The organism is Variovorax sp. BGA-UO-ETr-C22, from assembly GCF_059567965.1.
In genome coordinates, this window is sequence record NZ_JCAQPA010000011.1 from 1,112,481 (window position 1) to 1,125,829 (window position 13,349).

Below are 13,349 nucleotides of genomic sequence, written 5' to 3' on the forward strand. Positions count from 1 at the left end.
CTTCCATCTTCAAAGGACCTCACCATGACCAGCGCCGTCATCGTTTCCACCGCCCGCACGCCGCTCGCGAAGAGCTGGAAGGGTGCCTTCAACATGACGCACGGCGCCACGCTGGGCGGCCATGCCGTGCAACACGCGGTGCAGCGCGCCGGCATCGACCCGGCCTCGGTCGACGACGTCATCATGGGTTGCGCCACGCCAGAAGGCGCCACCGGTTCCAACATCGCGCGCCAGATCGCACTGCGCGCCGGCCTGCCGGTCACCACCTCGGGCATGACCATCAACCGTTTCTGCTCGTCGGGCCTGCAGACCATCGCCACCGCCGCCCAGCGCATCATCGCGGGCGAGGGCGACGTGTACGTGGCCGGCGGCGTCGAGAGCATCTCGTGCGTGCAGAACGAAGCCAACACGCACATGCTGGCCGACCCGTGGCTCGTGAAGCACAAGCCCGAGATCTACTGGAACATGCTGCAGACCGCCGAGCAGGTCGCCAAGCGCTACAACATCGGCCGCGACGCCATGGACGAGTACGGCGCACAGAGCCAGCAGCGCGCCACCGCCGCGCTCGAAGCCGGCAAGTTCAAGGACGAGATCGCCCCCATCACCGTGCTGGCCGGCGTGGCCGACCCCGTGATGGGCCTGCGCACCAAGGAAGTCACGATCGAGAACGACGAAGGCATCCGTCCCGGCACCACCAAGGAAGGCATCAGCGGCATCCGCTCGGCCATGCCCGGCGGCCTGATCTCGGCCGGCAACGCCAGCCAGTTCTCCGACGGCGGCGGCGCCTGCGTGGTGGTCGACGAGAAGTACGCCCAGCAGAAGGGCCTGAAGCCCCTGGGCCGTTTCCTCGGCTTCGCCGTGGCCGGCTGCGAGCCCGACGAAATGGGCATCGGCCCGGTCTTCGCCATTCCCAAGGTGCTCAAGCGCCTGGGCCTCACGGTCAACGACATCGACCTGTGGGAGCTGAACGAAGCCTTCGCCGTGCAGGTCATCTACTGCCGCGACAAGCTGGGCATTCCGGGCGACCGCCTGAACGTCAACGGCGGCGCCATCGCCGTGGGCCACCCCTACGGCGTGAGCGGCCAGCGCCTCACGGGCCACGCGCTCATCGAAGGCAAGCGCCGCGGCGCCAAGAAGGTCGTGGTCACGATGTGCATCGGCGGCGGCATGGGCGCCGCGGGCGTGTTCGAGGTCCTGTAACCATGTCCGGCTTGGGCAATGACCAGGAGGAGGTCTCGCCCGAAGCCGTCCTGGCTGTCCTTGAGTATGGCCGCGGCGTGCTGGCTGCGCAGCCCTTCAGCGTGCTGATCGGCGCCGAGTTGCATGCACTCGCGCCGGGCCATGCAGAGCTCCAGCTGCCGCTCGGCGCGCAGCTGAAGCAGCAGCACGGTTTCGCCCATGGCGGCATCGTGAGCTACATGGCCGACAACGCGCTGACCTTCGCGGGCGGCAGCGCCTTGCGCGTGCCGGTCGTGACCTCCGAATTCAAGATCAACTACGTGCGGCCCGCCATCGGCCAGCGGCTGATTGCGCGCGCCCGGGCCGTGCACACCGGCAGCTCGCAGGCCGTGTGCACCTGCGAGGTGATGGCGGTGGCCGACGACGGCACCGAGAAGCTCTGCGCGCTGGCGCAGGGCACCATCGCCAAGCTGCCCGATTCCCCGAAGAAGACTTCGTCGCCCGCGAAGTCGTAGCCTGAAGAAGACATCACCATGAGCCTGCGTCCCACCCTCGACTTTCTGCTCTACGACTGGCTCGACGCCGAGAAGCTCAACCAGAGCGAGCGTTTTGCCGACCACTCGCGCGAGACCTTCGACGCCGTGCTCGACACCTGCGAGCGCATCGCGCGCGAAAAGTACGCGCCGTTCAACCGCACCGTCGACATGCAGGAGCCGCATTTCGACGGCGAGAAAGTCATCCTGCCGCAGGCCACGCACGACGCGCACAAGGCCTTCGTCGAGTCCGGCATGCTGAGCGCCGCACAGGACTACGACATCGGCGGCATGCAGCTGCCCTACACGGTGCAGGCGGCGGCCAACAGCTTCTTCGCGATGGCCTCGGTGAGCATCGGCTCGAACATGCTCACCAGCGGCAACGCCAACCTGCTCATGGTGCACGGCACCGAGATGCAGAAAGAGGTATTCGCCAGGAACGAATTTTCGGGCCGCTGGGCCGGCACCATGTGCCTGTCGGAGCCCCAGGCCGGCTCGTCGCTGAGCGACGTGGCCACGCGCGCCGTGCCCGACGGCGCCGACTTTCAAGACGACCCGCTGGGCCCGCGCTATCGGCTCACGGGCAACAAGATGTGGATCTCGGCGGGCGACCACGAGCTGACCGAGAACATCGTGCACATCGTGCTGGCCAAGATCCCCGACGAGAACGGCAAGCTCATTCCGGGCACGCGCGGTATTTCGCTGTTCATCGTGCCCAAGCGAATGGTGGACACGCAGGGCGAACTCACCGGCGAGCGCAACGACGTGGCGCTGGCCGGCCTGAACCACAAACTCGGCTGGCGCGGCACCACCAACACGCTGCTGAACTTCGGCGAAGGCAAGTACCCGGTCGGCGGCAAGGCCGGCGCGGTGGGCTACCTGGTCGGCGCGCCCGGCAAGGGCCTGCACTGCATGTTCCACATGATGAACGAGGCCCGCATCGGCGTCGGCACCGCCGCCACCATGCTCGGCATGGCCGGCTACTACGCCTCGCTCGACTACGCCAAGAGCCGCCCGCAGGGCCGGCTGGTGAAGAAACCCGAGGCCGCCGGCGCCGCCGTGGCCAAGGACTCGGCCGCGCCGCAGGTGCGCATCATCGAGCACGCCGACGTGCGCCGCATGCTGCTGGCCCAGAAGGCGTACTGCGAGGGCGCGCTGGCGCTGGAGCTGTACTGCGCGCGCCTGGTCGACACGCAGAAGACCGGCGACGCCGCACAGGCCGACGACGCCCGGCTGCTGCTGGAGGTGCTCACCCCCATCGCCAAGAGCTGGCCCAGCGAGTGGTGCCTGGAGGCGAATTCGCTGGCGATCCAGGTGCACGGCGGCTACGGCTACACGCGCGACTTTCCGGTGGAGCAGTACTGGCGCGACAACCGCCTGAACATGATCCACGAGGGCACGCACGGCATCCAGGCGGCCGACCTGCTGGGGCGCAAGGTCCTGATGGAAAAGGGCCGCGGCCTGCAACTGCTGGCCGGCCGCGTCACCGAGACCATCGGCCGCGCGGCCAAGGTGCCCGCGTTGGCGCCCCACGCCAAGGCGCTGGGCGCCGCGCTGCAGCGCATCGGCAGCGCCACCGAGGCCGCCTGGTTCACCGGCGACCCGGCCGACGCGCTGGCCAACGCCTTGCCCTACATGCAGGCCTTCGGCCACACGGTGCTGGCCTGGATCTGGCTCGACGTGGCGCTGCGGGCCCTGGAAATCGACGCGCAGAAGGCGAGGGCGGTAACAGCTGGCAAGATCGGCGCCACGGACTATTTCTTCCACTACGAGCTGCCGAAAATCGGTGCCTGGCTCCAGGTGGTCGAAACCCGTGACCCGACCTGTACCGCTTTGCCCGAGGACGCTTTCTGACAATGGCCAACGCCGCCCCGAACTCACCCCCGCCCGCCGCCCAACCGCCGAAACCACCCAAGCCGCATGCGCGGCTCGAGAAGTGGATCTGGATCCTGATCTACGGCGGCCTGTTCCTCGTGATCCTGGGCATCGCCACGGGCCGCACCGAGCCCGCGCTGGGCTGGTCGATGGCCTTGCCCGGCGTCGTGGTCGCCGCGGTGGGCGTCGTGCTCATCTACGTGCGTTCGCGGCTCAAGTAAGAAACAAGGCAAGGACCGACCATGCTCAAGCACATCGTGATGTGGAAGTTCAAGGAGCACGCCGAGGGCGCCGACAAGGCGACCAACCTGCTCAAGGCCAAGGCGCTGCTCGACGCCTGCGCGACGCTCTCGCCCGGCACGCACCGTTTCGAGGTGGTCATTGCCCAGCCCGGGCTCGAGGCCACCTACGACCTGATCCTCAACTCGGAATTCACCGACGCCGCCGCGCTGGCGGCCTACGCCGACCACCCGCAGCACGTGGCGCTCAAGCCCTTCATCGGCGCCGTGCGCGAAGCCCGCCAGTGCATGGACTATGAGCTCTGAACCCCACGCGCCCGACGCCACGGCCTCACCGGCCGAGCGGCGGGCGTTCGGCCGTGCGCAGCGCCAGCGCTGTGCGCTCGGCCAGTGGGCGCAGGTGCCCCGGCCCGACGCCGCCGACCGCGATCCGCTCGGGTGGCTGAAGGCCTCCAACCGCGGCCGCGTGCCCGAGCTGGTGCCGGTGCGCCACGGCCGCATGCTGGTCAGCCCCTTCACGTTCTACCGCGGCGCCGCCAGCCTGATGGCGAACGACCTCGCCAGGCTGCCGCACAGCGGCATCGCGACGCAGCTGTGCGGCGATGCGCACCTCGCGAACTTCGGCTTCTTTGCCAGCCCCGAGCGCGCGCTGGTCTTCGACATCAACGATTTCGACGAAACCCTGCAAGGGCCCTTCGACTGGGACGTGCGCCGGCTGGCCACCTCCTTCGTGGTGGCCGCGCGCGACCGGGGTTTCAAGCCGCGCATCGGGCGCGAGGCCGTGCAGCAGCTGGCCGAGGCCTACCGCGACCGCATGCGGGCCTTCGCGCGCATGGACACGCTGGAGGCCTGGTACGCGCGGCTCACGTCGCAAACCCTGCTGAAGCTCGGCGCCGAAGACGCGACCGAGCTCGCGGTCATCAAGAAGGCGCGCCGCAGCACCTCGCGCGTGTTCGCCGACAGCGCGACCGAGACGGTCGACGGCCGCCTCATGATCCGCGACCAGCCGCCTTTCGTGTACCACGACGCCCGCGCGACGGCGCGGGAAATCAAGCGCTTCCGCGCCGGGCTGCCGGCCTTCCTGGCGCAGTACCGCGCCAGCCTGCCGCCCGAGCGCCAGCGGCTGTTCGACCGCTACGAGCTGCATGACGTCGCGGTGCTCACGCCCGGCGTCGGCTCGGTCGGCCGGCGCTGCTTCCTGCTGCTGTTCGTGGCCGACCGCGCGCACCCGCTGTTCCTGCAGTGCAAGGAGGCCGGCGAGTCGGTGCTCGAAGCCCCGCTGGGCGTGGCACCGGACACGGCGTCGCCGGGCCAGCGCGTGGTGCAGGGCCAGCGGCTGGCACAGGCCGCCAGCGATGTCTTCCTGGGCTGGGCCCAGGGACCGGGCGGGCGCGGCTTCTACGTGCGGCAGCTGCGCGACATGAAGGCCTCCTACAAGCTCGAGGACTTCAAGCCGGTCGACCTGCTCGAGTTCGCCGAAGCCTGCGGCTACAGCCTGGCCCGCGCGCATGCCAAGGGCGGCGACGCCTGGGCCATCGACGGCTACCTGGGGCGCTCCAGGAGCTTCAACACGGCGCTCGCCGATTTCGCCGAAGGCTATGCCGACGTGAACCAGGCCGACTGGCGCCGACTGAAAAAAGCCGTGGCCGCCGGCAAGGCCGCCGCCGTCGAGGCCGACGACACCGCGTCCTGACGGCCCGAAGCCACCGCCTTCACCGCCAACGCAACCCTCTTCTTTCATCATCCACACCGGAGACACCGACATGACGAAGCCCCGCACCACCCAACAGCTGTTCGACCTCACGGGCCAGACAGCGCTCATCACCGGCGGCTCGCGCGGCCTGGGCCTGCAGATGGCCCATGCGCTGGGCGAAGCCGGCGCGAAGATCATGCTGAGCTCGCGCAAGGCCGACGACCTGGAACAGGCCGCCGCCGAGCTGCAGGCCGCCGGCATCGACGCGCGCTGGATCGCCGCCGACTGCTCCAAGGAAGAGGACACCCGCCGCCTGGCCGACGAAACCCTGCAGCGCATGGGCGGCGTCGACATCCTCATCAACAACGCCGGCGCCAGTTGGGGTTCGCCGGCAGAGAGCCATCCGGTCGAGGCCTGGGACAAGGTGATGAACCTCAACGTGCGCGGCTACTTCATCCTGGCGCAGCAGGTTGCCAACGGCTACATGATCCCGAAGAAGCGCGGGCGCATCATCAACATCGCCTCGATCGCGGGCCTGAACGGCAACCCGCCCGGCATGCAGACGCTGGCCTACAACACCTCGAAGACCGCGGTGATCGGCTTCACCAAGACGCTGGCCGCCGAATGGGGCAAGTACAACATCAACGTGAACGCGATCTGCCCGGGCTTCTTCATGACGAAGATGGCGGCCGGCCTGATCAAGACCCTGGGCGAAGAGCACATGGCCGCCTCGGCGCCGCTGGGCCGCCTGGGTGACGACGAAGACCTGAAGGGCCTGACGCTGCTGTACGCGAGCGACGCCGGCAAGCACATCACCGGCCAGTGGGTCGCGGTCGATGGCGGCGTGAGCGTGGTGCTGGGTGCGGCCTGACATGTCCGATTCGCCTGAAAAGTCCAGCGACATCAACATCCGCTCGTACACGAGCCAGATTCCGTTCGCGCGCCACCTCGGCTTCGAGCTCACGAAGTTCGAGGACGGCCAGTCCGAGATCATCTACACCGCCAAGCCCGAGCACCTGAACACCTTCGACGTGACGCACGGCGGCGCCTGCATGACGCTGCTCGACATCGCCATGGCGGCGGCCGCGCGCAGCGTGGCGCCCGAGACCGGCGTGGTCACCATCGAGATGAAGACCAGCTTCATGCAACCGTCGGTCGGCCCGCTGCACGCACGCGGCACGCTGCTGCACCGCACCGCGACGCTGGCTTTCACCGAAGCCAAGATCTATGACGAGCAGGAGCGCGTGTGCGCCCATGCCACCGGCACCTTCAAGTACGTGAAGCGCCGGCTGCCGACCGGCCCCGCCAGCGCCAACGCGATGCGTCCGCCATCCACCGACTGACATCCCATTCCCCCGGAGACCTTCATGCCCACCAACAAGCAGATTCACCTCGACAACCGCCCCGAGGGCGAAGCCACGGCCAGCAACTTCAAGCTGGTGACTGTCGAGACGCCCGCGCTCGCCGACAACCAGGTGCTGGTGCGCCACCACTACATGAGCCTCGATCCGTACATGCGTGGGCGCATGAACGACGCGAAGAGCTACGCGCAGCCGCAACCCGTGGGCCAGGTGTTCCAGGGCGGCACGGTCGGCGAGGTGGTCGAGAGCAAGCACCCCAAGTTCGCCGTGGGCGACAAGGTCGTCGGCTTCGGCGGCTGGCAGGAATACAGCGTGGTCGATGCCTCGCAGCCCGGCGCGCTGAAGAAGGTCGATACCACGCACGTGCCGCTGTCGCACTACCTCGGCGCCGTCGGCATGCCCGGCGTGACGGCCTGGTACGGCCTGGTGAAGATCATCGCGCCCAAGGCCGGTGAAACCGTGGTCATCACCGCCGCCAGTGGCGCCGTGGGCAGCGCCTTCGGTGCGCTGGCCAAGGCGCGCGGCTGCCGCGTGGTCGGCATCGCGGGCGGCCCCGACAAGTGCAAGTACGTGACCGACGAGCTCGGCTTCGACGCCTGCATCGACTACCGCCAGCACCCCGACGTGAAGACCATGAGCGCCGCGCTCAAGGAAGCCTGCCCGAACGGCATCGACGGCTACTTCGAGAACGTCGGCGGCTACATCTTCGACGCCGTGCTGCTGCGCACCAACGCCTTCGCGCGCGTGGCGCTGTGCGGAATGATCGCGGGCTACGACGGCCAGCCGCTGCCGCTGGCGAACCCCGCGCTGATCCTCATCAACCGCCTGAAGATCGAGGGCTTCATCGTCAGCGAGCACATGGAGGTGTGGCCCGAGGCGCTGACCGAACTCGGCACGCTGGTGGGCACGGGCAAGCTCAAGCCGCGCGAGTCGATCGCGCAGGGCATCGAAGCTGCCCCTGAGGCCTTCCTGGGTTTGCTCAAGGGCAAGAATTTCGGCAAGCAATTGGTCAAGCTCATTTGATGGCTTGAAACGCACGGCAAGGAGGCCGGTCATGGACACGACGCACGAGGTCTTCAACCAGCCCACGCCGCTGGTCGACTACAACCTCTTCGACACCCACCGCTCCCTGCGCGATGCGCTGAAGTTCAACGCGCCCGCGCTGCAGACCACGCAGCTGCACGAGCTGGGCGCCACCCTCGGTTCGGCCGCCATGCAGACGCATGCGCGGCTGGCCAACATCCACACACCCGAACTCCGCACGCACGACCGCTTCGGCCGTCGCATCGACGAGGTGGAGTTCCATCCGAGCTACCACGCGCTGATGACCGCCGCGGTGGGCGCGGGCCTGCATGGCACGCCGTGGACCGGCACATCCGCCTCGCCGCACGTGCTGCGCGCGGCGGGCTTCATGCTCTTCACCGAGCTGGAGCCGTCCATCCTGTGCCCGATCTCGATGACCTACGCGGTCACGCCCGCCTTGCGCGGCAACGCGGGCGTGCATGCCGACTGGGGCCCGAAGCTCGCCAGCCTCTGGTACGACCCCGCCCTGAAGCCGCTGCATGACAAGCCCGGCGTGACCATGGGCATGGGCATGACCGAGAAGCAGGGCGGCTCCGACGTGCGGGCCAACACTACGCAGGCCGTGCGCGACGGCAGCGACGCCTGGGGCGAGCGCTACGCCATCACCGGCCACAAGTGGTTTTTCTCGGCGCCGATGTGCGATGCCTTCCTCATCCTCGCGCAGGCGCCGGCCGGGCTGTCGTGCTTCTTCCTGCCGCGCGTGCTGCCCGATGGCACGCGCAACGCCATCCACATCCAGCGGCTGAAGGACAAGCTCGGCAACAAGGCCAACGCCAGCTCCGAGGTCGAGTTCCACGGCGCCAGCGCCTGGCTCGTGGGCGAGGAGGGCCGCGGCATTCCGCAGATCCTCGAGATGGGCACGATGACACGGCTCGACTGCTCGCTCGGCACCAGCGGCCTCATGCGCCAGGCATTGGGCATCGCGCTGAACCACACGGCGCAGCGCCAGGCCTTCGGCAAGCCGCTGGTCGAACAGCCGCTCATGAAGAACGTGCTGGCCGACCTCGCGCTCGAAAGCGAAGCCGCCACCGCCCTGGCGATTCGCCTCGCACGGGCCTTCGACCGCCAGGCCGACGCGCACGAGAACCTGATGGCGCGCCTGCTCACGCCGGTCGCCAAGTTCTGGATCTGCAAGCGCGGCAGCCACTTCGCGCAGGAGGCCATGGAGTGCCTGGGCGGCAACGGCTACGTGGAAGAGGGCGGCGAGGGCATCCTCGCGCGCATCTACCGCGAGATGCCGCTCAACTCCATCTGGGAGGGCGCCGGCAACATCATGGCGCTCGACCTGCTGCGCGGCCTGCGCAAGGGCGACGCCGTGGCCGCGCTGGCGCACGAGCTGGCCCCTGCGCGCGGCCAGCAGCCCGCCCTCGACCGCCTGGCCGATGCCTTGCCCGCGCGCATCGAGGCCATGGCCTCCGAGACCGAGGCGCGCCGCCTCGCGCAGGACGTGGCGCTGGCCGTGCAGGCCGCCTTGCTGGTGCAGACCGCGCCCGCCGCCGTGGCCGATGCCTTCTGCGCCTCGCGCCTGGGCGGCGATTGGGGCCAGGCCTTCGGCACGCTGGGCGCGGGCGCCGATTTCGATTCGATCATCCAGCGGGCGCAGCCGCGCTGAGCCCCGACAAGAACACCTCCACGAAAGACACCATGGCCGACCTCATCCTTCACCACTACACCACCTCGCCGTTCTCGGAAAAGGTGCGCACGATCCTCGGCGCGAAGAAGCTGCCGTGGAAGTCGGTCTTCATTCCGCCGATCATGCCCAAGCCCGACGTCGAAGTGCTCACCGGCGGCTACCGCAAGACGCCGTTCCTGCAGATCGGCGCCGACATGTACTGCGACAGCGCGCTCATCGCCGACGTGCTGGAGCACCTGCAGCCCGAGCCCACGCTCTACCCGCAGCCCGAAAAAGGCATGTCGCGCATCCTCGCGCAGTGGGCCGACACCTCGCTGTTCTGGGCCGCGATGGCCTGGAGTCTGCAGCCCAAAGGCGCCGCCGAAGTGTTCGCCAAGGCCCCGCCCGAAGCCATCAAGGCCTTCGGCGAAGACCGCGGCAAGATGAGCGCCGGCAACATGACGCGCCTGCGCCCGGCCGACGCCACCGGCGCCTACAAGTCGTACCTGCGCCGCCTGTCGGACATGCTCGACGACAAGCCTTTCCTGCTGGGCGAAGTGCCGTGCATCGCCGACTTCTCGGCTTACCACCCGCTGTGGTACACGCGCCGCATCGAGGCGGTGAAGGGCATCCTCGATCTGACGCCTGCGGTGCTCGACTGGATGGACCGCATGGCGGCCATCGGCCACGGCACCTCGTCGAAGTTCTCCAGCGACGAGGCCATCGCCGTCGCCAAGGCGGCCACGCCGCACACGCTGCTGACCGACAGCACCTTCCAGGACGACCACGGCATTGCGCTGGGCAGCGCCGTCACCATCCGCGCCGAGAGCTTCGGCCTCGAGGAGACGGCGGGCGCGCTGGTGGCCGCCACGCGCACCCACTACACGCTGGAGCGCAGCAGCGAGCGCACGGGCACGGTGCATGTGCACTTTCCGCGCATCGGGTATGTGTTGAAGAAAGCAGAGGCCTGAAAACGCCCGATGCGGGCGCGGGTCGGGGCACCTTCGTGACTGCGCCGGCGCGCGTTCCGTATTTCAATAGGGGCTTCCGCTTCATCGTCAGACACATTCAAAGCAAGAAGGACACCGGCAAATGATCCAGGACTTCAAGGGCAAGACCGCCGTACTCACCGGCGCAGGCTCGGGCTTCGGCCTCGAATGCGCGCGCATCGGCGCCGCCCGCGGCATGAACCTCGTGCTGGTCGACGTGCAGCAGGACGCACTCGACAAAGCCAAGGCAGAAATGGAAGCCCTGGGCGTCCAGGTGCTGGCGCGCAAGGTCGACGTGTCCGACGCGGCCCAGATGGAAGCGCTGGCCGCCGCCGTCAAGGAGCGCTTCGGTGCGCCGCACTTCGTGTTCAACAACGCCGGCGTGGGCGCCGGCGGCCTGGTGTGGGAAAACACCGTCGCCGACTGGGAATGGGTGCTGGGCGTTGACCTGTGGGGCGTGATCCACGGCGTGCGCCTGTTCACGCCGATGATGCTCGAGGCCGCCGCCAAGGACCCGAGCTACCGCGGCCACATCACCAACACCGCCAGCATGGCCGGCCTGCTCACGCCGCCCAACATGGGCATCTACAACGCGGCCAAGGCCGCCGTTGTGAGCCTGACCGAAACCATGTACCAGGACCTGAACCTGGTCACCGACCAGATCGGCGCCAGCCTGCTGTGCCCGTACTTCGTGCCCACCGGCATCACGAGCAGCGAGCGCAACCGCCCGAACGCACCGAAGGACACCGAGCTCACCAAGAGCCAGCTCATCGGCCAGGCCATGAGCAACAAGGCGGTGAGCAGCGGCAAGATCACGGCCGCCGAGGTGGCGCACAAGGTGTTCGAGGCCATCAGCGACAACCAGTTCTACGTGTTCAGCCACCCCAAGGCGCTGGGCAACGTGAAGAGCCGCATGGAGAACATCGTGTCGATCACCAACCCGGCCGACCCGTTCCTCGAGCGCCCCGAGATCGGCCAGAAGCTGCGCGAGCAGCTGCGCTCGGCTTGATCCTTTCCTGAAGAGGCGGCCCGTCTTCGCGAGGGGCCGCGCTCAGCCGGCCTGCACCTTCGCCTGCAGGTCGCGCACCAATTGCTCGATGCCCGACAGCGCCTCGGCCATCGACCGCTCCAGCAGGTCGCCGCGGTCTTCCGCATGTTCGACCGCAATGTCGTGCACCTCGCGCAGCCCGACCAGGCCCAACGCGGCCTTCACCCCCGGCACCAGGAAATTCAGGTGCGCCTGCATGTCGCCGGGCCCAAAGCCGCTGCTGCCGTGCGCGGTGAGCAGCACCGTGCGGCGCGGGCGCTCGGCCAGCAGCGGCACGTAGGGGTCGTCCAGGCTCGGGTCCATGTCGAAGGTCTCGCCGACGCGCACGATGTTGTCGATCCACGCCTTCACGGTGGCCGGGGCGCTGTAGTTGTACATGGGCGTGCCCATGACGATCACGTCGGCGCGGCGCAGCTCGGCAATGAAGGTGTCGCTTTCGGCCAGCACCTCGTGCATCCAGGGTTCGCGCGCTTCGGCGGGCGTGTAGGCGCTGTGGATCCAGTCACCGGTGACCGCCTGCGGCGGCGCGATGCCGAAGTCACGGTAGATCACCTCGTCCTGCGGGCGGGCCGCCTGCCAGGTGCTGACGAAGTGGTGGCTCAGGCGGCGCGAATGCGAGCCGTGGACGACGGCGCCCGAACGGCCGGAACGGGGGCTGGCATCGATGTGGAGCAGGGTGGTGGTGGTCATGGCGTGGTCCTCGGTTGGATGAAGGGAATTCAGCTGTCTGCTTGACACGGTTCCCAATCTATCGAAGCATCCATGGCCGGACAAACGACGAATTTTTCTCGCTGCAGAAAATTCAATTCATCTATCAGCACGCCATGGCCCTCCTGCATTCCCTGCCTCCGCTGGCCTCGCTGCGCGCCTTCGAGGCCGCCGCACGCCATTGCAGCGCCAAGCTCGCGGCGAACGAGCTGTCGGTCACGCCCACCGCCATCAGCCACCAGGTGCGCCAGCTCGAAGAGTCGCTGGGCGTGGCGCTGTTCGTGCGCCAGCCGCGCCAGCTCGTGCTGACGCCGCAGGGCCGCGAGCTGCAGGCGGTGCTGAGCGATTCGTTCGCTGCCATGGCGCAGGCCGTGGCGCGCCTGCGTGCGCCGCCCGAGCGCAGCGCCATCACGCTGTCGACCACGCCCGCCGTCGCCGCGCGCTGGCTGCTGCCGCGCGTGGGGGCGCTGCGCGCGGCGCACCCCCGGCTCGACCTGCGCATCCACGCCTCGCACGACGCCGTGCCGCTGGACGGCCTCACGGCCGACGTCGCCATCCGCTACGGCAAGGGCCAGTGGCCGGGCCTGGTGGCCGAGAAGCTGTTCGACACCGTTTTCGCGCCAGCCTGCAGCCCCGCGCTCAAGCTGCGCCGCCCGGCCGACCTCGTGAAGCACACGCTGCTGCATTTCGCGGTGCCGAACAGCAAGACCCAACCGGGCACCTGGGCCGCATGGCAGCAGGTGGCCCAGGTGCCCGGCCTGGACGTGACGGCCGGCCCCGTGTTCTCCGACGAGACCCACACCGTCTCGGCCGCGCTGCAGGGGCAGGGCGTGGCGCTGATGGGCTTGGCGCTCATCGCCGACGAACTGCGCGCGGGCAACCTCGTGCAGCCCTTCGGACCGGTGCTGCAGGGCTCGCCGTTCTACCTCGTGTGCCCGCAGGCGCGGCGTGACGATCCGAACGTGGCGGCGGTGTTCGAGTGGGTGAAGGGGCTGTCGCCGCTGGACGCAGCCGCCGCCGGGCGCTGAC

The 13,349-nt window shown here is 68.7% G+C and carries 14 protein-coding genes; 13 read left to right on the forward strand and 1 reads right to left on the reverse strand.

From position 1 onward, the window contains the following. The first annotated feature begins 24 nt into the window (after window positions 1-24). From AC57B8_RS25270 to AC57B8_RS25325, 12 genes are all read left to right on the forward strand, one after another. Window positions 25-1,200, forward strand: coding sequence for an acetyl-CoA C-acyltransferase (locus AC57B8_RS25270; RefSeq protein ID WP_062471327.1), 1,176 nt, complete (start codon window positions 25-27; stop codon window positions 1,198-1,200). Window positions 1,201-1,202: 2 nt separating this feature from the next. Next, window positions 1,203-1,694, forward strand: coding sequence for a PaaI family thioesterase (locus AC57B8_RS25275; RefSeq protein WP_496481091.1), 492 nt, complete (start codon window positions 1,203-1,205; stop codon window positions 1,692-1,694). A gap of 18 nt (window positions 1,695-1,712) precedes the next feature. Next, a complete protein-coding gene (locus AC57B8_RS25280) occupies window positions 1,713-3,566 on the forward strand; it encodes an acyl-CoA dehydrogenase (protein WP_496481092.1) in 1,854 nt (617 codons plus the stop codon). Between the two features lie 2 nt (window positions 3,567-3,568). Then, the gene (locus AC57B8_RS25285; RefSeq protein WP_492726796.1) at window positions 3,569-3,808 is read left to right on the forward strand and encodes a hypothetical protein; all 240 of its coding nucleotides are present in this window, start codon (window positions 3,569-3,571) and stop codon (window positions 3,806-3,808) included. A 21-nt stretch (window positions 3,809-3,829) separates the two neighbouring features. Beyond that, window positions 3,830-4,132, forward strand: a complete 303-nt coding sequence (locus AC57B8_RS25290; protein WP_062471343.1) for a Dabb family protein — start codon at window positions 3,830-3,832, stop codon at window positions 4,130-4,132. After that, on the forward strand, window positions 4,122-5,519 hold the full coding sequence (locus AC57B8_RS25295; RefSeq protein WP_496481093.1) for a DUF2252 domain-containing protein: 1,398 nt from the start codon (window positions 4,122-4,124) through the stop codon (window positions 5,517-5,519). The genes AC57B8_RS25290 and AC57B8_RS25295 overlap by 11 nt, the downstream gene beginning before the upstream one ends. A gap of 70 nt (window positions 5,520-5,589) precedes the next feature. Beyond that, window positions 5,590-6,390 (forward strand): SDR family oxidoreductase, encoded by an 801-nt coding sequence (locus AC57B8_RS25300; RefSeq protein WP_095745325.1) that lies wholly within the window; start codon window positions 5,590-5,592, stop codon window positions 6,388-6,390. A gap of 1 nt (window position 6,391) precedes the next feature. After that, a complete protein-coding gene (locus AC57B8_RS25305) occupies window positions 6,392-6,862 on the forward strand; it encodes a PaaI family thioesterase (protein WP_082817985.1) in 471 nt (156 codons plus the stop codon). Between the two features lie 24 nt (window positions 6,863-6,886). Continuing rightward, window positions 6,887-7,903, forward strand: a complete 1,017-nt coding sequence (locus tag AC57B8_RS25310; RefSeq protein ID WP_307638157.1) for an NADP-dependent oxidoreductase — start codon at window positions 6,887-6,889, stop codon at window positions 7,901-7,903. Between the two features lie 31 nt (window positions 7,904-7,934). Further along, window positions 7,935-9,575: an isovaleryl-CoA dehydrogenase gene (locus tag AC57B8_RS25315; protein WP_496481094.1), complete on the forward strand. Its 1,641-nt coding sequence runs from the start codon at window positions 7,935-7,937 to the stop codon at window positions 9,573-9,575. A gap of 32 nt (window positions 9,576-9,607) precedes the next feature. After that, a complete protein-coding gene (locus tag AC57B8_RS25320; protein WP_496481095.1) occupies window positions 9,608-10,546 on the forward strand; it encodes a glutathione S-transferase family protein in 939 nt (312 codons plus the stop codon). Between the two features lie 121 nt (window positions 10,547-10,667). Then, on the forward strand, window positions 10,668-11,573 hold the full coding sequence (locus AC57B8_RS25325) for an SDR family oxidoreductase (protein WP_062471360.1): 906 nt from the start codon (window positions 10,668-10,670) through the stop codon (window positions 11,571-11,573). A gap of 42 nt (window positions 11,574-11,615) precedes the next feature. On the opposite strand, the gene AC57B8_RS25330 is transcribed toward AC57B8_RS25325, so the two are convergent. Next, entirely contained in the window at window positions 11,616-12,302 is a 687-nt protein-coding gene (locus tag AC57B8_RS25330; protein WP_496481096.1) for an FMN-dependent NADH-azoreductase, read from the reverse strand. A gap of 134 nt (window positions 12,303-12,436) precedes the next feature. Between AC57B8_RS25330 and gcvA the strand changes: the two genes are divergently transcribed. Next, window positions 12,437-13,348, forward strand: coding sequence for a transcriptional regulator GcvA (gene gcvA, locus AC57B8_RS25335; protein WP_496481097.1), 912 nt, complete (start codon window positions 12,437-12,439; stop codon window positions 13,346-13,348). Window position 13,349: the final 1 nt, after the last annotated feature.